15 protein-coding genes are annotated in these 20,229 nt (G+C 71.8%); 6 read left to right on the plus strand and 9 right to left on the minus strand.

Annotation, left to right across the window (positions count from 1 at the left end; all coding sequences use genetic code 11):
- Positions 1-13: 13 nt before the first annotated feature.
- The 7 genes from AB0H43_RS27780 to AB0H43_RS27810 form a co-directional block, all read right to left on the minus strand.
- Positions 14-886, minus strand: a complete 873-nt coding sequence (locus AB0H43_RS27780; RefSeq protein ID WP_360003989.1) for an endo alpha-1,4 polygalactosaminidase — start codon at positions 884-886, stop codon at positions 14-16.
- Between the two features lie 5 nt (positions 887-891).
- The gene (locus AB0H43_RS27785; RefSeq protein ID WP_360003991.1) at positions 892-1,785 is read right to left on the minus strand and encodes an NAD(P)-dependent oxidoreductase; all 894 of its coding nucleotides are present in this window, start codon (positions 1,783-1,785) and stop codon (positions 892-894) included.
- On the minus strand, positions 1,782-2,519 hold the full coding sequence (locus AB0H43_RS27790) for a sugar phosphate nucleotidyltransferase (protein ID WP_360003993.1): 738 nt from the start codon (positions 2,517-2,519) through the stop codon (positions 1,782-1,784). Before AB0H43_RS27790 ends, AB0H43_RS27785 begins: the two co-directional genes overlap by 4 nt.
- A 37-nt stretch (positions 2,520-2,556) precedes the next feature.
- Complete coding sequence (locus tag AB0H43_RS27795) at positions 2,557-3,996, minus strand: hypothetical protein (RefSeq protein WP_360003995.1); 1,440 nt, start codon at positions 3,994-3,996, stop codon at positions 2,557-2,559.
- The gene (gene pelF, locus AB0H43_RS27800; RefSeq protein WP_360003996.1) at positions 3,993-5,531 is read right to left on the minus strand and encodes a GT4 family glycosyltransferase PelF; all 1,539 of its coding nucleotides are present in this window, start codon (positions 5,529-5,531) and stop codon (positions 3,993-3,995) included. Before pelF ends, AB0H43_RS27795 begins: the two co-directional genes overlap by 4 nt.
- Positions 5,528-7,690, minus strand: coding sequence for a hypothetical protein (locus tag AB0H43_RS27805; RefSeq protein ID WP_360003998.1), 2,163 nt, complete (start codon positions 7,688-7,690; stop codon positions 5,528-5,530). Before AB0H43_RS27805 ends, pelF begins: the two co-directional genes overlap by 4 nt.
- A 296-nt stretch (positions 7,691-7,986) precedes the next feature.
- Positions 7,987-9,228 (minus strand): type VII secretion protein EccE, encoded by a 1,242-nt coding sequence (locus AB0H43_RS27810; RefSeq protein ID WP_360004000.1) that lies wholly within the window; start codon positions 9,226-9,228, stop codon positions 7,987-7,989.
- 139 nt (positions 9,229-9,367) lie between these two features.
- On the opposite strand from AB0H43_RS27810, the gene AB0H43_RS27815 reads away from it, so the two are divergent.
- Genes AB0H43_RS27815 through AB0H43_RS27830 form a run of 4 tightly spaced genes read left to right on the plus strand, consistent with a single transcriptional unit; the run spans position 9,368 to position 15,241 of the window.
- Positions 9,368-11,137 (plus strand): fibronectin type III domain-containing protein, encoded by a 1,770-nt coding sequence (locus AB0H43_RS27815; protein ID WP_360004001.1) that lies wholly within the window; start codon positions 9,368-9,370, stop codon positions 11,135-11,137.
- Positions 11,134-12,087 (plus strand): MoxR family ATPase, encoded by a 954-nt coding sequence (locus tag AB0H43_RS27820; protein WP_360004003.1) that lies wholly within the window; start codon positions 11,134-11,136, stop codon positions 12,085-12,087. Before AB0H43_RS27815 ends, AB0H43_RS27820 begins: the two co-directional genes overlap by 4 nt.
- Positions 12,088-12,110: 23 nt before the next feature.
- Entirely contained in the window at positions 12,111-13,190 is a 1,080-nt protein-coding gene (locus AB0H43_RS27825) for a DUF58 domain-containing protein (protein ID WP_360004005.1), read from the plus strand.
- A complete protein-coding gene (locus tag AB0H43_RS27830) occupies positions 13,187-15,241 on the plus strand; it encodes a transglutaminaseTgpA domain-containing protein (protein WP_360004006.1) in 2,055 nt (684 codons plus the stop codon). Before AB0H43_RS27825 ends, AB0H43_RS27830 begins: the two co-directional genes overlap by 4 nt.
- A gap of 12 nt (positions 15,242-15,253) precedes the next feature.
- On the opposite strand, the gene AB0H43_RS27835 is transcribed toward AB0H43_RS27830, so the two are convergent.
- Positions 15,254-16,672, minus strand: coding sequence for a serine/threonine-protein kinase (locus tag AB0H43_RS27835; protein ID WP_360004008.1), 1,419 nt, complete (start codon positions 16,670-16,672; stop codon positions 15,254-15,256).
- Between the two features lie 97 nt (positions 16,673-16,769).
- On the opposite strand from AB0H43_RS27835, the gene eccD reads away from it, so the two are divergent.
- Entirely contained in the window at positions 16,770-18,140 is a 1,371-nt protein-coding gene (gene eccD, locus AB0H43_RS27840) for a type VII secretion integral membrane protein EccD (RefSeq protein ID WP_360004010.1), read from the plus strand.
- Positions 18,140-19,561 (plus strand): type VII secretion protein EccB, encoded by a 1,422-nt coding sequence (gene eccB / locus AB0H43_RS27845; protein ID WP_360004012.1) that lies wholly within the window; start codon positions 18,140-18,142, stop codon positions 19,559-19,561. Before eccD ends, eccB begins: the two co-directional genes overlap by 1 nt.
- 8 nt (positions 19,562-19,569) lie before the next feature.
- Here the strand turns inward: eccB and AB0H43_RS27850 are convergent, their stop codons facing one another.
- Positions 19,570-20,229, minus strand: coding sequence for a response regulator transcription factor (locus tag AB0H43_RS27850; protein WP_360004014.1), 660 nt, complete (start codon positions 20,227-20,229; stop codon positions 19,570-19,572).

Raw genomic sequence — 20,229 nt, forward strand, 5'->3', positions numbered from 1 at the left:
TCCTCCATAGTGATCAGCAGCTGACCCCGATGCGGTCCAGCTCCCGGACGCCGACGTAGCCGGCGAACCGTTCCTTGCGGTAGCGGGCGCACAGCGTCCGCACATGGTCCGGGTTCACCGCGTAGTCGACGGCGAGCACGAATTTGCCGTCGTCGCGCAGTGCCTCGACGTCGGCGAGGTTCTCGGCGCAGTAGCGCTGCTCGCACGGCTCGTCGGTGGCCCGGTAGAAGAGTTCCTCGATGCCGACGCCGTCGATCGCGTCGGTGTAGCCGGCCTGGTGACGCAGCTCCGGCGAGTTCTGCGGGACGATGCGGAAGCCGGGGCGGACGGCTTTCGCGTACCGGCTGATCCGCACGACCAGGTCGCTCATCGCACGGGCGAGACGATCTCGATCCCAGCCCGGCACGCGGGCGAGGTCGATCTCCTCGTACGCGAGCGGCGTGTCCAGATAGGCCCCGTCGAACCCGGCCGCCAGCGCCCGATCCAGCCGGGGCCGGACGACCAGATCCCACCACGCCGGATCCCAGTACCGGCCGAAGCGTTCGCCGGGCCAGTCCGGCCACTCGTTGAGCAGCAACCCCCGATCCCGGACCGCGGGGAAGTCGGCCCGGAAATTCTCGATGCCGCCGATCTCGAAGTACGCCAAGACGGTCGTTCCGGCGGTACGCAGTGAGGTGATCTCGTCAGCGTGGAAGTAGTCGGCCGCGCTGTCGCGAGCCAGGTCGATCACCGCGTACGGCGGCCGGCGGGCCACGATCTCGTCGAGCCGGCCGCCCGGGTAACCCTGCAACTGGTAGATCCAGCCGTCATCGGAGACGGCCGGTGCGGAATCGGGCACGGTGCAACCGCCGGCGGCCAACGCCAGCGCGATCACAGTGGGACGCACGCCTTTCATGCGTCGGCCGACCCCGCCCACAGCGCCTTGATCGAATCGTCGAGGTCGTACGCCGGTCGCCAGCCCAGAATCGATCTGGCCCGGGTGATGTCGGCGCACATCCAGCTCACCTCGGCCGATCGGGCCGAACTCGCCCCGGTCTCCTTCACCTCGCCGGTGAACCCGGCCAGGCGAGCCACCGTCTGCACGGCGACGCGGGTCTGGACCGCCTTGCCGCTGCCGATGTTGAGGACCCGGATCGGCAGTCGCGGCGCGAGGAGCGCGGCGGCGACCGCCCTCCCCACGTCGCGAGCGTCCACGAAGTCGCGGTACGCCGACAACGGACCGAACGTCACCGACGCCCATCCCCGTGCCGTCGCGCGGCGCAACTGCGTCGTGGCCCGCCCGAGCAGACCGGCTTCCCCGGATCCCGTGCCGATCGGGTTGAACACCCGAAGCGTCACGCCGTCGACCCGTCCCTCGGCGGCGGCCATGCTGACCAGGCGCGTCGCGGTGAGGTGACTGAGCCCGTAGGCGCCGACCGGCCGGGACGGATCCGTCTCGGCGACGGGATGCCGGAACGGAACCGGCCCGTACTCACCGGCCGATCCGAGGCGTACCAGGCGGATCGGCGCGGACGTCGCGGCGATCGCGTCGAGGAGCTTCGCCGTGACGAGGGTGTTGGCCTGCACCAACTCGGTGAGGTCGCCGTCGAGCAGCCCGGTGCAGTTGACGACGGCCGTCGGCCGCTCGTCGGTCAGCAACCTCGTGATCTCCTCGACCGGGGCCGTGACCAAGTCGCACCGGTCCCGGCCGGGACAGCTGACCTTGAGCCGGGGCTGGTCCAGGAGCGCCCGGTGCACGTGGCCACCGAGAAAGCCCGAGGCGCCCAGCAACAGAATCCGGTTCATCTCGCCTCCACCAGCACCCGGTCCGGTTCGGGCAGCAGGAGTTCCTGCAACGTGGCGAAGTCCCGGTTGGCCTCGTCATAGTCGTCCGGCCGGCCGATGTCGAGCCAGAAGCCGCCGAAGTCGTAGCTGACCGGCGGCTGCCGTCGCGCGATGAGGTCCAGGATGAGCTGGTCGAAGCCGAGCGCCCGGCCGACCGGATACGGCTGCAGGGTGTCGCGGGACATCCCGTAGACGCCCATGCTGACCCGGTAGGTGAAGGACGGCTTTTCGGTGAAGCCGACGACTCTGCGGTTCTCCAGGGTCAGCACGCCGAACTCGATCCGGGTCGTGCGCGGTGACGTGGCGACGGTCAGCGGAACTCCGCTGCGCCGGTGGGTGGTGAGGAGATCGGCGAAGTTCAGGTTGGTCAGCACGTCGCCGTTCATCACGAGGAACGTCTCGGGCAGCCGATCTTTCAGCCCGAACAACGGCCCGACCGTGGACAACGGGCTGCTCTCTTCGGCGTAGTCGATCTGCATGCCCCAGCGAGAGCCGTCCCCGGCGAACGCCCGGATGAGCCGGCCCAGGTGGTTGATCGCCAACGTGGCCGAGGTGAAGCCGCCCGCGGACAGCTGGCACAAGATGATGTCGAGGATCGAATGGTTGTCGCCGATGGGTACCAGAGGCTTCGGCAGAGCGGTCGTGTAGGGCTTGAGCCGGGCTCCTTTGCCTCCCGCCAGGATTACGGCATGCATGGCGGAACCTCCTTCGTCGTGTGCGGATGGTCAGACGTCATCTCCGGTGCCCCCAGACCTGACCGATCTGGCGGCACGCGGGGGCCAGGGTGAGCGTCAGCAGAAGTGCGGTGGTGACGGCGAACACCTCGGCGGCGTGCGACGCGGAGTCACCGACCGCGCCGATCGCGGCGGCGAACGCGGCCAAGCAGCCGAGCAGGCTGCCGCACAGCCACGCCTGATGGCCCAGATTCGCCAGGAGGAAGGCCAGGAAGTACGCGCCGGCCAGCAGGACCGACGCCCCCGCCAAGACGAGGACCGGGGGACTGAGCCGGTCGGCGACGGCGAGCGCCGCCAGCAGCACGGCGGCGAGCAGGCCGACGCCGGACAGGCAGGTGCCGAGCCCGACGAACATCAGCCGACGGGCCTTGATCGCGAACTGGTCCGGCCGGGCCACCTCGAACAGCAAGGCGTGCGCCCGGTCGCCGAAGCGATGCGCCTGCCATTCCACGATGCCCATGCCGGCGATCACCGGCAGGGCGCCGAGCGCGATGACGACGTCGCCGGACAGCAGGTAGAACTGGGGATAGAGGAAGTAGGCCGCGGTCAGCGCGGTGAACCCCGAGACGAGGACCAGCCGGCGGAGGTTCAGCCGCATCATCGGCCACAGTGGCGGTTCCGGCTGGGCCGGCGTACGCGTCGTGGCGTGCAACGCGAGACCGAGCAAGAGCGCGACCGCCGCCATCGCAACGACCACCATGGGCTGGACCAGTCCGGGAAGGACGGTCAGGCACAGGACGCCGCCCAGCGCAGCCGGTGCCATCGCGGCAAAGATCCACCGCTCGTGCCGGTAGAACACGAGCGTCGTCACGCTCATCTGGTACGCCGTCAGGCCCACCGCGAGCACGACGGCGGGGCCGCCTTCCCCGATGGTCAGCGATCCGAGTATGCCGCCCGCCAGCAGCGCCGCCAGCGTCGACCATCGCAGGACCCGCCCGGCCGACTCGGGCCGGCCGGTGCCGACCAGGTGATATCCGAGCCACGCGGCAGTCCCGCTCCAGGCCCAGCTCAGCCAGGCGACCAGCAGGACGCCTCGCAGAAGCGCGGTCGCGCCCAGTGACGCCAGGACCACCGGGAAGATCACCGTCGGCAGGAGATACAACGCTCCGTGACCGAGATCGCGGGCGTGCTGGACCGGAGCCGGGGGAGACGGCTGCTCGACGCTCGCCGGGTCGGCGCGACGATAGACCTCCTGAGCGAGGGCGAACACGTCGGCGTAGCCGTACTCCACCCGCGCCGCGCGGTCGCTCATCCCGTCGGCCTCCAGCCAGGCCGCGACCTGGAGCGGGTCGACAGCACGCCGGACGACCGGGCGAATGCGTTCCACCAGGAAGTCCACCGGATCCGCGCTACCGATCCGGGCGAGCAGCGAGCTGACGTCGGCCGTGGCGTCATCGGCGGCTCTACGCGCCCGCGGCATCAGCGCCCCGGAACTCATGCGACCCCGCCTGCGCCGGCCACCGCTGCCCGGCCGATGACCCGCAGCCGGGCCGCGCGCTGGACCGTGGGGACCGGCAGCGCCTGACTCTGGGGCGCCACGGCCGCTTGGGGCTGCGCCGCCAGGGCCTCGTACACCTGCCGGTAGGCGCGCAGCGAGTCGGCCAGCGTGAACCATTGCGTGACCCGCGCCCGCGCCGTCCTTGCCATCCGATGCCGGAGCTCGTGATCGGTGAGGATCTTCGTGAGCGCGTCGGCGACGGCCAGTGGGTCGCGCGGGGCCACGACGAAGCCGGCGTCGGCGACCGCCTCCGACACGCCCCCGACGTTGGTGCAGACCATCGCCCGGCCGCAGGCCATCGCCTCGACGACGGCCACCGGGAAACCCTCGGAGATACTGGTCAAGGTGACGACGGTGCCCGCGTGGTACGCCGTCACCGGTGACTCCACCGATCCTTCGAACGTGACGACCCGCGAAAGCCCGAGGTCGTCGGCGAGCTGGCGGCAACTGGCCGCGTACGCCTCGTCACCGGGACCGGCGGCGCCGAAGATGCGCAGCCGGGCACCCCGAACCCGGGGAACCACGCGGGCGAAGGCCCGGATGAGGGTGTGCACGTCTTTGAGCGGGTTGATCCGGCCGAGGTAGACGACCGTCGGCTCGGCGGGCTCGCCGTCGGCGACCGGGAACTGCGCCAGCTCGACGCCGTTGTACATGGTCCAGATCCGGTCCGGGTCGGCGCCGAACTGCTGCTGCCACCGCCGGTTGTAGTCGGAGTGCGGGGCGAGCACGTCCGCGATGAGGTACCCGGCCGCGGCCAGCGACCTGAAGAAGCCCAGGAGCAGCGTCCGGACCGCCGGCGGGGCGTCGGAGTCCACATACTCCAGGTAGCGCTCGCGGAGGTAGATCCCGTGTTCGCTCAGCACGACCGGGGTGCCGTCGCGCCACTTGGCGGCCATCGCCACCAGCATGCTCAGCCCGTTCATGGAGGCATGGACGAGGTCACAACGTGGCGGTGGCACCGTGAGCGGGCGCAGCAGGTGACCGAAGACGTCGGCGGCGTACGCCGCTTCGGCCAGCGGCAGATCCCAGTCGCGCAGCTTCCGGGCGGTGTCGACGAGCTGGCGGATGGACCGGTTCGTCGTGAGGGCGGCGTACGGGTCGCCACCGGCGGCCGCGAAGTCGTAGACCGCCCGCAGACCCAGCAGGAATCGGCTCTGCATGACCGCGGTGGCGCTGGAGCGGATCTCCGGTGGCGTCAGGATCGCGGCGAGCAGCGTGTCGTACGCCGCGGCGAACCGGTCGGCCTGAGCGGCGGCCAGCTCCCGGCCCGGTCGGCTCGCACCCCAGACGGGTATGCGCTGCAGCGAGTCGAGGTTGTCCGGGGCGGGCCACAACGGCTGTTCGGTGCCGTCCACGGTGAGGGCCACCATGTCCCACCGGTACTCGGGAAACCCGCGTATCAACTGGTCGCACCAGGTGCTGACGCCGCCGACGGCGAACGGGTAGGTCCCTTCCGAGACGAGTGCGATTTTCATAGCCGGGGCCGCATCGACACCGTGAGTGGCGTGTTCGCCGCGAGCGTGAGCTGCGCCGACACGTCATTGCCGTAGGTGGTGGCATCGGCGGTCTGCGCGCCGCACAGGGTGAGGCTGCCGGCGACGGGCGAGGTCACCGTGACGGTGGCGGTCGCGGCGTCGTAGACGGGGTCCACGCCGGCGGCGAGCTGGGCGAAGTGGGCCGTGCGAGCCTGCGAATACGCGGCCAGGGCGGGCCAGCCGGGACTGAGCACCGGGACCGAGTAGTAGGAGCTGTACTTGGCCAGCAGCTGGTCGGCCCAGTCGGTGAGCAGCGTGCGTCCGCTGCCGTAGTCGCGCAGGTTGCCGATGTGGAACGTGGTCGTGTAGGACGTTCCGGAGGCCAGCCGCAGGAGTGCCTGGTCGGTCTCGTAGCCGATGATCTGGTTGTAGGTCAGGTTCGTCGACCAGTACGGGAACTTGCCGTTCGGCCCGTAGAACGAGTTGTAGAAGTACGTCTCCTCGGCCGGCGTGGTGGAGAAGTAGGCGATGTTCGTCGGCCAGTCCGGCACGATGCTCAGGTTCGGGGCCATCGGATGCGCCGTCACGCAGTTGAAGCAGGGCGGCTGGTGGCTCGGGAACGACATGTTGCCGTGCAGGTACTTCACGCCGAGATCGGTGGCGGCGCTCAGCAGGTCGGGGTTGGAGGCGTTCAGGCCGAAGTCGGTCGGCGGGTCGATGTCGTTGGTCGCGTCGGGGTTGTAGACGCCCAGACCCGAGTACTCCGGCGTCTTCAGCACGGTGCGGTCGACCGGAAGCCCCAGGCGCTGCGCGACGGTGAGGTTCTGGCTGATCTCGGTCACGTTGGTCGCGTAGTCGGTGAAGTTCATCTTCGGATGCGTCAGCGAGTGGTTGATCCACCGGAAGTCGTCGCGCAGGCAACGGGTGGTGGCGGTCAGCCGGGCGACGCCCCCGCTCGGGTAGCACCGGGAAGCGGCCGACAGGTCGGCGTCGCCGCCGTTGATCGCCATGCCGAAGGTGAGCTGTGAGGCCAGCGGGTACGAGCTGCGGAGCCCGGTCTGCCGGACATACGCGTTGTACGCGTCGTGCCCGGACATCTGGTATCCCGGGTCGCTGTTGAGCTGGCCGGTCGGCAACATCTCGTCGGAGGTGTTGAACCAGTCGTCCACGTCGATGTTGAGGTAGTGGCGCTGGTCGCCGAGGAACAGATCCTTGCTGGCCCACCGGAACAGGCCGTAGGTCAGCAGGCGGGCCTGCAACAGGTACTGGTTCGAGGTGAAGGTGAGCGTCACGCGTTCACGCCCGTCGGTGGAGGTGCTGCGTACGCCGACGATGTCCGATCCGATCTGCAGCAGCGGCTGGGCGGCGCAGCCGGCGGCCAGCTGGGTGCGGTACACGTACGACTGCAGGATCGGGATGCGTGCCGCCGGGTTGAGATAGTCCAGCGCGGCCGCGCCGTCGGCCGTCAGGGTCGCCGTCAGGGCGGTGTCCCCGACGCTGCCCTCGGTACGCGAACGCAGGCAGTAGTCCTCGGGCCAGCTGCCGTAGCTGCCGTAGAGCGCGGCCTGGCGTACGCCGTAGTCCCGCTCGTACGCCCACAGCAGGTTCCACTCGTCGGGGGACAGCCCGGCGGTGTATCCGGCGCCGTCGGCGTACAGCAGCATCGTGCTGGTGAGCAGGATGGCGTTGTACTTGCCGACGCCGTCCGGGCGTACCAGCGTCGTGCCGGCCAGCGGCGTGGTCGCCGTGTAGAGCACGTCGTAGGCCGCGCCGATCTGATCCAGCGTCGAGGTCCACGTCGGCACGCCGAAGTCGTCGGCGGAGGTGGCGACCACCAGCGCTCGCAACGCGACCTTCGCGGTGGCCGGCGTCGCCAGCAGCGAGGCGCCACCCTTCGGGTTGGCGTGGGTGGTCTTGTCGAGCTTCACGGAGCCGCCCTTCTTCGGCAGCGGATCCGGAGCGGGTTCCTGGGGCGCGGCGACCGGCGGGTAGCCGACGATCGAGGGGGCGACGGCGGTCGTTCCGGTGGGGGCGTTCGGACGAGCGGAGCCCGGGCTGGCCAGGGTCGACACGATCGCCAGCGTCGTCGCGGTGACGACGGTGAGCCATCTCGTGGTGAGCTGGCGAGGATGGGACGTCACTGCACGGCTGAATCGCACCGTGGGGCTCCTTCACACGTGGATTCGGACGTCCATCGGGCAGCCGCCATCGCGACCACGCGGATGGGCCAGCGACAAAAGTCCCGAGACGCACAAATAGGCAAAGTTGGTCGGAAAATGATGCTGACAGACAGTCACCGCTCAGTAGCTCAGAATTTCCGGAGCGCTACCTATTCGTACGAACTTCGCGTCCTGCCCGACCCCTTGTGGCCCCTTGGCACGTTTGCGCTGCTCTTGGCCTGTCACGTCCGCGACACGAAGCGGTCATGCCGCGTCACTGCACCAGTGGATCGCTGTCAGCGATCGGGCCCGCCGATCGGCAAGGTCGCGGCCACACCACGGCCGTGCCGGCCGTCGAGGCGTTCCACGTCGACCCCGTTCTCCTGCGCGATCCGTTCGACGTCGGCCGCCGCGCTTTCCAGTGCGGCCGGATCGACCGCCGCCAGGCGTACCACTGCCTCGGTCATCGCCGCGGCCTGGCCGGGCCGGCGATGCGCGCTCACCGCGAGCGTGATCGCCACTCCCGGCGCCAGCGCGAGCAACTGATCCGGCAGGCCGCGGCGCTCGCCGATCCGGAACGTGACCTGAGCGACCGGGCCGCTGCGCCAGTACCGCCACGTCTCGCGGACCTGGCCCCGGCCGGCGTTGACATGCGCCAGCGCGGCCAGAGTGCCGAGCACCTCCTGCTCCGCGAGCGGCCGTGCGATCAGTCCTTCCTGCCGGAGCCGGCGCACGACCCGCCGCACCGCGTTGCTGAGCACGCGACCGACGTCGTCGTCCCGATGGACGTCCACTGTGCGTCGTGCTTGCAGCGCGATCCAGGTCCGGGGCGGCCGGGTGCGATCCGTCCCGGCGTGCCAGACGACCTGCACGACGAACGCGAGGGCCTCGTCGGCGCCCGGCAGCAGGTCGGCCGCCGACGGCAGAGCGCCGAGTTCCCCGGAGGGCTGGAGTACCGCGGTGGCACCGGCCGCGCGGCTCATCATGAACAGCTCGCCCGGCACGGTCACCGCCTGGGGCGAGAGGAACCGCAGCAGCGCCGCCCCGGCCTGATCGGGCAGGTCACGGTCGCGTTCGCGCCGCCAGAAGCCACACCGGAGAAACAGCCACTGGTACGCACGACGCCCGCGCACCGGCACCGCGGTCACCAGGAGGAAGGCGACCGTCGTGACGATCGACACCGTGGCCACGGGCCACGGCTGCCGGACGGCGATCATCGCCGCGACCAGGCCGAGTTGCCAGCACACGAGCTGGGTCAGCACGACCCGCCGCGAACGGATGGTCGCCCGCGTCGTGGTCGCCGGTGGTGGGCCTGGCTGCGCGACGGTGGACGGCTGCTGGACGGACGTGACCGGGGGAGCGGCGGCCGCCTGTGCGGCGGCAAGAGCGGCGTACGCAGCCTTGCGTGCATCGGCCCGTGGCCCGGTCAACGCCGCCGCGCTGTCATCGGCGTCGGCCGCCGGACGCACCTGGTGGACCGGTTGCGACCGTCCGGTCGCGACGTCCTCCGCGGCCTGAGCCCACCCGGCGCCTGTCACGGACCACACTGTCCGGCCGGGCCGGGGCTCGCGGGCGCTGATGGCACGATGCTGCCATCGGCGTCCTGGCGATCATCTACTGTGGGCACACTTCGGGCTACGATCGACTCCGGCTGTGGAAGCAGAGGTGGGGGCCGCCATGACCACGGATGAGACGCCGCGCCGCTGGCTGAGTGGCCGGAACCGGCCCCGGCTGGTGGTGGCGGTCCTGGTCCTCGCGTCGGCCGGGCTGATCGGGCTGGTGCTGACCGACCGGTCGCCCGCAGCCAGCAATCTTCAGTTCGCCCAGGCCGGGCACTGGGTGTACAACGACAGCCTGGAGACGGCCTTCCACGTCGACGGCTCGACCAGCCAGGTCGACGGGCGGGTGTCGGTGCCCGGCGGCGAGGCGGGCAGCCTGGTCGCCCAGGGTGATCAGTCGGGCTACGTCGTGGGACGGTCGCGGATCACCGAGTTCAACAAGTCGACGCTGACCGTGGAGGAGAGTCTGACGCCGCCGGCGACCGAGCGGCCGGAGGTCCTCGAGGTGGTCGGCGGGCCGTATCTGGTGTACCGCAACGCCGGTCAGGTCGTCCGGCTCGGCGATCCGATCGCGACGGTGCCGGCGGGCGGCCCGCTGTCCCAGCCCGCGGTCACCTCCCAGGGGTCGGTCTGGCTGCACCGCATCGACACCGGCTCGCTGTGCGAGCTGGCCCCCGGTGCGACCCGGATGACCTGCGCGGCGCAACTGGTCCAGGGGCACAGCGGCTCGGTGACCATTGTGGACGACCAGCCGGTGCTCGTCGACACGACCGCCGACACCCTGCAGACCTTCAGCAAGGAAGGCTTCGGCAAGGCCGTACCGATCGGTGTCGACCTGCCGTCGACGGCGCAGGTGGCCGGCGGGGTCGCCGCCGGTCGGCTCGCGATCGTCGACCCCGAGCGCACCAAGCTGCATCTGATCGACACCGCCGGGCTGCAGAACCGGCCCGTCGCCAAACCGGTCGCCGTCGACCTGCCCGAGGGCGGCCGGTTCGCCGGTCCCGTCGCGACCCCACAGGTCATCGCGCTTCTCGATCAGGTCAACAACGAACTGCTCACGTATGACAGCTCGGGCACGGTACGCAGCCGCGTGCCCCTGGTGGACGCCGCGACGTCGCAGCCGGTCCGCGGGGAGGACAACCGGATCTACGTCGACGGCACCGACGGCTCGCACGTGCTCGTGGTCAACGGAGAGACCGGGGTCGTGACCAAGGTCGCCGTCGGCGGAGCGTCGCCCTGGCCGCATCCGACGTCGACCTCGCCGACCGAGCAGACGCCCACCACCGGGACCTCCACGACCGCTGGCCCGCCGAGCCGGGGCTCCCTGCCGGGCGCGCCCCGCAACGTGACCGCCACGGCGGGCGACGGTTCCGCGACCGTCCGATGGTCGCCGGCCGCCTCGACCGGCTCGCCGGTGACGGCGTACCGGGTGTCCTGGCCCGGCGGTTCGACCAAGGTCGGCGGCTCGGCCACCAGTGTCAAGGTGACCGGCCTCGCCAACGGGACGACACACGTCATCACCGTGGCGGCGGAGAACGAGGCGGGCCGTGGCCCCGGCGCCGGGACCCGGGTCGCGATGCCCTCGCCGGCCGCCGGAGCGCCGGCGATCACGGTGCAGGTGCCCAACGTGTGGTTCGGGACGCGCCCGATCACGGTGACCTGGGCCCGTCCGAACCTGCACGGGGCGACCCTCGTGTACTACGTTGTGAAGGTGCCGGACCAGGCCGACCAGACGGTGACGAGCGAGAAGGCCGCCTACGCCAACGTTTTCAACACCACGGCGGCTGTGACCGTCACCGTGTACGCGGTGACCCGGTTCGGATCCGGGCCGCAGATCAAAGGCCGGACCGGCAGTGCGCTGATCCCCGCCGTCGTGCCGATGCCATGACGACGACCCCGGGTGACGCGTACCGCCTGATCGCCGACAACGTGCAGCAGGTGCTGCACGGCAAGGCGGACGCGGTTCGGCTTGCCGTCACGACGCTGTTCGCCGAGGGCCACCTGCTGATCGAGGATGTGCCGGGCGTCGGCAAGACCACGCTCGCCCGGTGCCTGGCCGCCAGCGTCGGCGGGGCGTGGAACCGTATTCAGTTCACCCCCGACCTGCTGCCCAGCGACATCACCGGCGTGATGGTCTACCACCAGAGCTCCGAGCGCTTCCAGTTCCACCCCGGCGGGATCTTCGCCAACGTGGTGCTGGCGGACGAGATCAACCGCGGTACGCCGAAGACCCAGGCCGCCCTGCTGGAGGTGATGGCGGAGCACCGGGTGACGGTCGACTCGGTCGGCCACGACGTGCCCCGGCCCTTCATGGTCGTGGCGACCCAGAACCCGATCGAGATGGAGGGCACCTATCGGTTGCCCGAGGCGCAACTCGACCGGTTCCTGATGCGACTGTCCATCGGCTATCCCGATCACGACGCCGAGACGCGGGCGGTCCTCGGCGACCGGGCGGGCATCTCGCCCCACCAGCTCGAGCCGGTGCTCAGCGTCGACGAGCTGCAGCAGGTGATCACCACCGTACGCGCCGGTCATGTGGCCCCGGAGGTCGTGTCGTACGCCGTCCGGCTGGCCGCGGCGAGCCGGGAGCATCCGCACGTCCGCTACGGCGCCAGCCCACGCGGAAGCATCGCCTTGATCCGGGCGGCGCAGGCGTTCGCCGCCACCCACGGGCGGGACTTCGTGACCCCGGACGACGTGAAGGACATGGCCCGTCCTGTGCTGCACCACCGGCTGGTGCTCACCCCGGAGGCGGAGCTGCGGCAACGGCAGGCCGACGACATCGTGGCCGAGGTGCTGGCGGACACGGCGGTGCCGACGGCCCTGGCCGGGCGGTAGCCGTGCGGCTCACTCGCCGTGGCGTGGCTTTGCTCGCCGGTGGGTTCGGCGGCTACCTCCTCGGCGAGTACGCCGGCTTCACCGTGGTGCGGATGATCGCCGGGGTCGCGATCGGGGCGGTGGTCGCAGCCCTGCTGATCGCCCGGTTTCGTCCGGCGGTCGAGCTCAGCCGCACCGTGGATCCCGAGCGAGTCGAGCGGGGGCGTCCCGCCCTGGCCTCGCTGGTCGTCCGCAACCCCACCCGGCGCTGGCTGGCCGGATTCGCCGTCGACGACCGGGTCGGCCCTCAGGTACGCCGCGTCGAAGTCCGGCCGCTCGCCCCGGGGGCGCGGGCGGCGTACCACTATGAGCTGCCGACCGCGGTCCGGGGGCGGCACGTCGTCGGACCGGTCACCTTCACCTGGACCGACCCATTCGGCCTGGTCTGGACCGCCCACACCACGAGCGGCGGGGCTGAACTGTGGGTCGATCCGCGTCGGCATGGAGTCCGGTCGCCGCGGGCCGGCACGCCACGGCAGCACCACGACGGGCCGGCCGCCGACCGCCCGGTACGCGGATCGGTGGACCTGCGGGCGGTCCGCGAGTACGTGATCGGCGACGAGGTGCGGCACCTGCACTGGAAGGCGAGCGCGCGGACCGGCCAGTTGATGGTCCGGGAGTACGCCGATCCGGTCGAGACCCGGTTGACGGTGCTGCTCGACACCCGGGCGGGTGCGATGAGCGCCGAGCTGTTCGAGGAGGCGGTGGAGGTCGCCGCCTCCTTGGCGTACGCGACGGTCGCCGCCGGGCAGCCGTGCCGCCTGATCACCTCGTCCGGGGTGGACTCCGCAGTGGACGGTGGACTTCATCGTGCCCGGCTGCTCCTGGATCCGTTGTGCCTGGCCGGCCAGGACGCGCCCGACGCGGCGCCCCTCGTGCCCGAACGGCTCGGCATTACGCGCCCGGCCGGTGAGCTGGTCGTGATCTCCGGCCCGGACGAGGTCGTCTGCCGCTGGCGGCCGGACCTCGTCGTGCGTCTGGGCGGGGAGCAGTCGCAGGCCGGTGTGATCGCCGCGGCCGACGCGACCGGGGCCGTGGCTCAGTGGAACGCGTGGCCCGGATGACCGGTACGTCCTTCGCCGCTCGGGAGGACACCGGGCCGCCGGGTCGGCTGGCGGTGGTGGGGCTGCTCGGGTCCACAGTGACCGGCGGCCTCCTGTTCGCTCCGGTGTTCGGGCTCGGGACGCTGATCCTCCCCGTCGTCGCGGTGGTGCTGGCCTGCTACGGCTGCGTCGAGCTGGCCTGGCGGTGGCCGAGACTGGCGGTGGCCCGGCCGGTGCTCGTCCTGCTGACGGGTGGACTGGCGGTGTGGGTCACGCTGTCGCCGTCCAGGACGCCACCGCAAGCCCTGTGGCATGGTGTGGCGGACAGCTGGCGGCTCACCCTGGAGTCCACCTGGCCGGCTCGGCCGGATCCCGAGCTGCTGATGTTCGTGCCACTGGCCGTCCTCGCCGCGGCGTTGCTGGGGATCGAGATCCTCCTCCGGATCGGCCGCGCCGCCGCACTCCTGCCGGGCTTGGCCGTCGTGGTGCTCGCGCAGGCGTACCAGGCGCTGGAGGGTGGCTCGGCGGCTGCCGCCGTCGCCTGCTACGCCGCCCCGGCGGCCCTGGTGTTCTGGACTGGGCGGCCCCGGCCGCTGCTGATCGGCGCGCCCGTCGTCGCCATGCTGATCGGGGCGGTGGGACTCGGCGTCCTCGATCCGGCCGGGCGGGCGGCGTACCGGATCAAAGCGGCGCATGCCGTCGCGCCACCGCCGACCCGCGTCGTCAACCCGTTGCGGGAGATCGCTCAGCGGCTCACCGAGCCCGATCGGGAGGTGTTCCGCTACCGGGCCGACGAGCCGGTCGACCGGTGGCGGCTCGTCGTCCTGGACGGGTTCGACGGCGCGAACTGGTACGCCACCACGCGGCTGCTCCGGCTGGGTGCACCGATGACGGCGCCCGCCGGCAGCCTCACCCGAACCGCGGACGTGCGAGCAAGTGACCTGTCCGGGCCGTGGCTGCCGAGCCAGTCGGTCCCGCTGGCGGTCGACGGGCTCGCGCCGCTCGTCGACCAGACCACGGGCACGCTTCTGCTGGCGCGATCCGGGCCGGCGGAGTATCGGCTGACGTGGTCGGAGCCGGCGACGCTGGGCGAGGGAACGCTCGACACCCGCGCGCCGGGTGGGCTGGGTGGGCTCGGCGTCGTCCCCGCCGGCATCGACGAGCTGGCCAGGGCGGCGACCCGCGGTCTGGGACCGACCCTGCAGGGCGCGTTGCAGTTGGAGCGTTACCTGAGCACGCACTACCAGCGCGCGGAGGGCGCCGATCTGCCGACCGGGCACGGCTGGCCCCAACTGCGGGAGTTCCTGCTCGACAGCGAACGCGGCACGAGCGAACAGTTCGCGGCGGCGTACGTGGTGCTGGCACGGCTGACCGGGATCCCGGCCCGGCTCGTCGTCGGCTACCGGGGCGGCGTCGACACCGGAGGCGGCGTACACGTCGTCCACAACGGAGACGTGCTCGCCTGGCCCGAGGTCGCGGTCGAGGGCGTGGGCTGGGTCCCGCTGGACCCGACCGGGCGCGCCACCGGCGCGGGGGCGAGCGGGGGGCTCGCGGCAGCCGCGGCCAGAGCCCGCGAGCAGCTGCCACCGGAACACGACCTTCGTCCGGCCCCGGAGACCCAGGCCGCCGCGCCGGTCGGGCAGCAAGATCAGGGGCCGAGCTGGCTGGTGCTCACGTCGGTGCCGCCTGGCCTGCTCCTCGGGTGGATTCTGCTGGTACGCACAGCGAAGGCGGTACGCACCCGTCGGCGTCGGCGCCGGACAGGTGCGGCTGGAGTGCTCGCCGCCTGGGCGGAAGTCCGCGACCGGCTGGCCGAGCACCACCTGCCCTACAGCGTCGGGATGACGCCGCGGGACCTGGCCGCCGGAATATCCGATGTGGACGTGGCACAGCCCGTTCGGCAGATTGGCCTGATCGTGGATCGAGCACTCTGGTCGCCGAATCCGCGTGCCGAAGCGGAGGAGGCTTGGGCGGCCGTCGACCTCGTCCGCCGGGGGCTGGCCCGACATGGTCTGCGGGCACGACTGCGGGCGGCCCTCGATCCGCGTGCCTTGCTGCGCCGGGGAGCCTAAGCGCGGCGGGTTTCAGAGCTTGCAGCGTGCGCCGCGGATCGGCAGCGGATCGCTGGTCCAGATCTGCCGGCCGTCGGTGCCGCGTACTTGGAAGCAGTATTTGCGGTCGGGGTCGACCGGCACCGTCAGCGTACGGTCTCGATGGGCGACCAGGACCATCGTGTCGATCTGCTCGCCCGCGACCACCACGGCGAAGTCCAGGTCGCCGTCGGCGCTCCAGGTCAGCCGCACCTGACGGCCCAGATCGGTCGGCGGGGCCAGCACAACGCGCGGGGACCCGGCGGGGGAGACCTGCGGGGATCCGCCTGCGACGGCCGATGACGGATTGGCCTGCGACGGTGCGGGCCGATCGTCGAGCACCATGGGCGCGATGGTGACGAGGCCGATCGCGACCGCGCCGAGTCCGATGAGGAAACCGTGCTGTGCCTTGAACCGCCGCCCCGGTGTGGGCGGCTCGCCCGTGGTGAGAATGAGCGTACGCCCGGCCGGTGGCGGTGCCCCTAAGGTGCTCGGTGCCACCGCCGTGCTCGGTGCCACTGTCGTGCTCAGCGCCATCGGCGTGCTCGGCGGCGCAGCGGGGACGGGGATGCTTCCGGCGAAGTCGTCGAAGTCGAAGTCGTCGGCGGCGGCCGCCGGCCGGACCTGGAGTCCGTGCAGAACCGCGGCGACCTCGGCCGCGTCCGCCGGGCGGTCCGCCGGGTCCTTGGCGAGCAGCCGCATGACCACTTCGGACAGTTCTCGGGATGCGTCCCGGATCGGCGTGGGCGGTTCCCGCAGCACCTGCAGAATCCGCTCGCTCGTCGCCTGCCCGGTACGCCGGGGAAACGGCGGCGCGCCGGTGAGCATCGCGTACAGGACGGCACCCAGGCCGTACAGGTCGGCGGCGGGCGTACGCAGGTTCTCTCGGAGGGTCTCGGGAGCTGCGTATTCGACGGCGTACGCCGGATCGCGCGGGAATCTCTCGCGCAGCGCCGGTCCGAAGTCGCCGACGACGATCGCGCCGGAGCGCCGATAGAGCACGTTGTGCGGAGTGATCGCGCCGTGCACGATCCCCACCCGATGCGCGGCGACGAGTGCGTCGGCGATCGCGGCTCCGGCGTCGAGCACATCGGACGGACCCAGTGCGCCGAGCCGGTCCGCCAGCGAACCCGAGCACAGCTCCATGCGTACGCCGGACCGGCCGTCGGCCGTCTCGACGACCTCGTCGACACCGAGGATCGCCGGGCAGCGCAGACTGTCCAGCGCCCGCCGCTCCCGGTCGAATCGGGCCGCCGTGTCACGGTCGAACCGGTCGGCGTACACCTTGACCGCGACCTCCACGCCCGCCAGCTGACCCGCGTAGACGGTGGCGACCGGACCGGTGGCCAGCACGCGTGGAGCGATGACGGAGCCGATGTCCATGAGTCCATACTCCACCGTTGGCACTGACACCCGCCGACCGTAGGCCCGCGGTCCGGCGGCCAGCGTCGGGCGGCAGCTTGCTGCCAGGTCGACCGGACCCCGGCCGGCAGCGCCGAAGCTGTGTCGCATGCAGACAACCGGCCTGGTCAAAGTCACCATCGCCGCGCCGCGTCGTCGCCTGGACATGGCGTTGCCGGAGCAGGCCGCGATCAGTGAGATCCTGCCCGGTCTGCTGGCCCGGGCCGGTGAAGGGCTGGCCGACGACGGCGTCCCCGGCGGCTGGCTGCTGCGCCGGGCCGACGGCACCATCTGTGAGCTCGACCGGACCCTGGCGGCGCACCGGGTCCGCGACGGCGAGATCCTGCACCTGACCCCCGGTCGGACCGAGTGGCCCGAGCTGGAATACGACGACCTGGTCGACGCCATCGCCACGGGCTCGCAGGGCACCGGCCGCGCCTGGGGTCCCCGGCACACCCGGCACGCCGCGCTGGCCGTCGGAGCGTTGGTCCTGCTGACCGGGTTGATCGCCGTGGTACGCGCCGGACCGCCGTGGACCACGCCCGCGCTCTGGGCGCTCGGTGTCGCCGTCGGACTGTCGGCGGCGGGCATGCTGCTGGCTCGCGCGATCGGCGACGCCGGCGTGGGCGCGGTGCTGGCGGCGGCAGCCTTGCCGTACGCCTTCGCCGGTGGCGGTCTGGCGCTGGCCGGGTCGACGCCGGTGACCGAGCTGTCTGCCGGGCACCTCCTGGTAGCGGGCTCGGCGTTGCTCCTCGCGGCGCTGGTCGGCTACCTCGGAGTGACCGCCGCCGCGCAGCTGTTCCTCGGGGCGGCCGTGACCGGGCTGCTCACCGCCGCCGGGGCCGGGCTGGCCACCACCGAGACGCTGACCGCGCCGGAGGCGGCGGCCGTGCTGGCCGCGGCGGTGCTCGCCCTGTCGACGGCGTACGCGCCGTTGTCGCTGCGCATCGGCCGGGTGCCCATGCCGGCGCTGCCCCGGTCGGCCGCCGACCTGATCCGTGACGACCCGCAGCCGTCTCTGGAACTCGTCCACGCCGCGGTCGTCCGGGCGGACGCGCTGCTGACCGGGATGCTCGCCGGCTCGGGTGTGGTGCTGACGGCCTGCCAGATCCTGTTGGTACGCAGCGGAAGCACGGCCGCGGCGGTGCTGGCGGGCATCATCGGCGTCGGGCTGCTGTTGCGCGCCCGGCTCCATCCGATCCTCCATCAGCGGATCCCGCTGCTCGTCGCCGCCGTCCTCGGCCTCGGCTTCCTGGTCGCCGAGACCTTGCTGGCCGACCGCGCGTCTTCGCTGGTCATCGCCGGGCCGGTCGTCCTCGGTCTCGGCGCGACCGTGATCGCCCTCGGCGTGGCCCGCAAACACAGCCCCTACTTGAGCCGGTTCGCCGAGTACGCCGAGATCCTCGTGATGGCCGCGATCGTGCCGGTCACCTGCTCGGTGCTCGGCCTGTACGAGTACGTGCGCGGGCTGGGGGGCTGATGGCGTCCAAACGCGACCAGCTGCAGGCGTACCAGTTCCTCCTTCAGCGGGCCACCTCCGCGCTGGTGCTCCGGGAGACCGATCCCGAGCAGCTTCCGTTCCGCCGCTCGGCCGCCGCCGCGTACGCCGGTGTCGCACTGGCGATCGTCGCCCTGGCCTGCGTCGGCGTCTACGGCATGATCGTGCCCGGCGGTGCGACCGCGTGGCGGCAGGACAACACGGTCATCGTCGAGAAGGAGACCGGCACCCGATACGTGTGGACGCAGGGCAGGCTGCACCCGGTCACCAACTACGCCTCCGCGCTGCTGCTCGTCGGTACGCACGCCAAGACCGTGCGCGTGTCCCGCGACTCCCTGGTCGGCGTACCGCGTGGTCCCCGGCTCGGCATCCCCGACGCGCCCGACGCGTTGCCCGGCCCGGACCGGCTGCTCACCGGAGCCTGGTCGTTGTGCTCAGCGCCCACGACCGACGTGACCGGCGGCCGGGTCGACGAGTCCGTGCTCCTCGTCGGCACGAACCCCACCGGTGGCCGGACGCTGGGCGATCAGGCGCTGGCGGCGCAGCTCGCCTCCTCCGGCGAGCGGTTCCTGATCTGGCGCGGTCACCGGCACCCCGTCAACGACTACGCCACCGTCGGCGCCGGGCTGGCCCTGACCACGCTGCCCTGGGTACGCGTCGGCCAGGCCTGGCTCGACGTGCTGCCGTTGGGCGCCCCGATCGAGCCGATCCCCGTGCCCGACGCCGGTAAGCCGTCCACCGCCGTCGCCGGACGGACCGACCTGAGGATCGGGGCGCTCCTGATGGTGCAGGCCACCGGAGGACGGCAGTATTACCTGGCCGAACGGGATTCGCTGCGCCCCATCACCGAGCTTCAGTACGACATCCAGCGGGCGTACCCGCCGACGCTGGCCGCCTACCCGGGCGCCGAACCGTACGCGCTCGCCCTGGCCCCGTCGCTGGCGGCCGCCGCCCGCCAGCCGAACCCGGTCGCCGACCCGGCACCCCCGGCGCGCCCGGAGATGGCACCGCTGCGGGGTCGGGAGGCGACCGTCTGCACCACATTCGCGCCCGGTGAGGCGATCCCTCGGCTGACGATCGATCCGGCGCTGCCACCGGCCGACCCGATGTCGGTCACCATCCGGCGAACCAACACCGGAACACCATTGGCGGACCGGGTCTACGTGCCACCGGGCTGGGCGGCCGTCGTGGAGTCGATGCCGTCGCCGGAAGCCCCGGCCGGAACACTCACCGTGGTGACCGACGTCGGGCGGCGATATCCGGTGGCCCGCCCCGAGGTGCTCGGCATGCTCGGCTACCCGGCCGACCGGGCGGTCAAGCTCCCGGCGGGCCTGGTGGCCAGGCTGCCCGACGGCCCGGGGCTCGACCCGGAGGCGGCCCGGCAACAGTCGCTGGGCGGCTGAGACCGGTGTCAGGACGCGATTCGATAGCCGAACCCGCGCACCGTGTGGATCACCGCGGGCTCCCGCAGCTTCTGCCGTAGCTGGGCGATGGTCACATCGAGCACATTGGACGCCGGATCGGCCATCTCGTCCCACGCGTACGCGACGAGTTCCGGCCGGGACACCGCGGTTCCCGCCTCGGTCATCAGCCGTTCCAGGATCAGGAACTCCTTGCGGGTCAACGTCAGGAGTACGCCGTCCCGGGTCACCCGGTGCCGGCTGCCGTCCAGTTCCACGTCGCCGCATCGCAGCGCCACCGGGCGGCCCGCTGTGCTGCGCCGGCACAGGCTGCGTACGCGGGCGAGCAGCTCCGCCATGGCGAACGGCTTCACCAGATAGTCGTCGCCGCCCAGCCGCAGCCCGTCCACCCGATCGGCCTCGCTGTCCCGGGCGGTCAGGAACAACACCGGTAGCTGCCATCCGTCGCCGCGTCGGCGATGGACGTAGCGCAGGGCGTCCCCGCCCGGCAGCATCCGGTCGAACACCGCACAGTCGTAGATGTTCACGAACAACGCCTCGTCGGCGGCGGGCAGGTCGGCGGCGGTGTCCACCGCGAATCCGGCACCCCGCAACGCGACCTCGAGGGCGAGCCGGAGATTGCCGTCGTCCTCCGTGATCAAAACCCGCAC

It is taken from the genome of Hamadaea sp. NPDC050747 (genome assembly GCF_040654195.1).
Classification (GTDB): domain Bacteria; phylum Actinomycetota; class Actinomycetes; order Mycobacteriales; family Micromonosporaceae; genus Hamadaea.

Bases quoted from the DNA above. Each gene is read 5' to 3' on its own strand.
- AB0H43_RS27785 (WP_360003991.1), bottom strand. From the start codon at position 1,785: ATGAACCGGATTCTGTTGCTGGGCGCCTCGGGCTTTCTCGGTGGCCAC.
- AB0H43_RS27790 (WP_360003993.1), bottom strand. From the start codon at position 2,519: ATGCATGCCGTAATCCTGGCGGGAGGCAAAGGAGCCCGGCTCAAGCCC.
- AB0H43_RS27795 (WP_360003995.1), bottom strand. From the start codon at position 3,996: ATGAGTTCCGGGGCGCTGATGCCGCGGGCGCGTAGAGCCGCCGATGAC.
- pelF (WP_360003996.1), bottom strand. From the start codon at position 5,531: ATGAAAATCGCACTCGTCTCGGAAGGGACCTACCCGTTCGCCGTCGGC.
- AB0H43_RS27815 (WP_360004001.1), top strand. From the start codon at position 9,368: ATGACCACGGATGAGACGCCGCGCCGCTGGCTGAGTGGCCGGAACCGG.
- AB0H43_RS27820 (WP_360004003.1), top strand. From the start codon at position 11,134: ATGACGACGACCCCGGGTGACGCGTACCGCCTGATCGCCGACAACGTG.
- AB0H43_RS27830 (WP_360004006.1), top strand. From the start codon at position 13,187: ATGACCGGTACGTCCTTCGCCGCTCGGGAGGACACCGGGCCGCCGGGT.
- eccD (WP_360004010.1), top strand. From the start codon at position 16,770: ATGCAGACAACCGGCCTGGTCAAAGTCACCATCGCCGCGCCGCGTCGT.
- eccB (WP_360004012.1), top strand. From the start codon at position 18,140: ATGGCGTCCAAACGCGACCAGCTGCAGGCGTACCAGTTCCTCCTTCAG.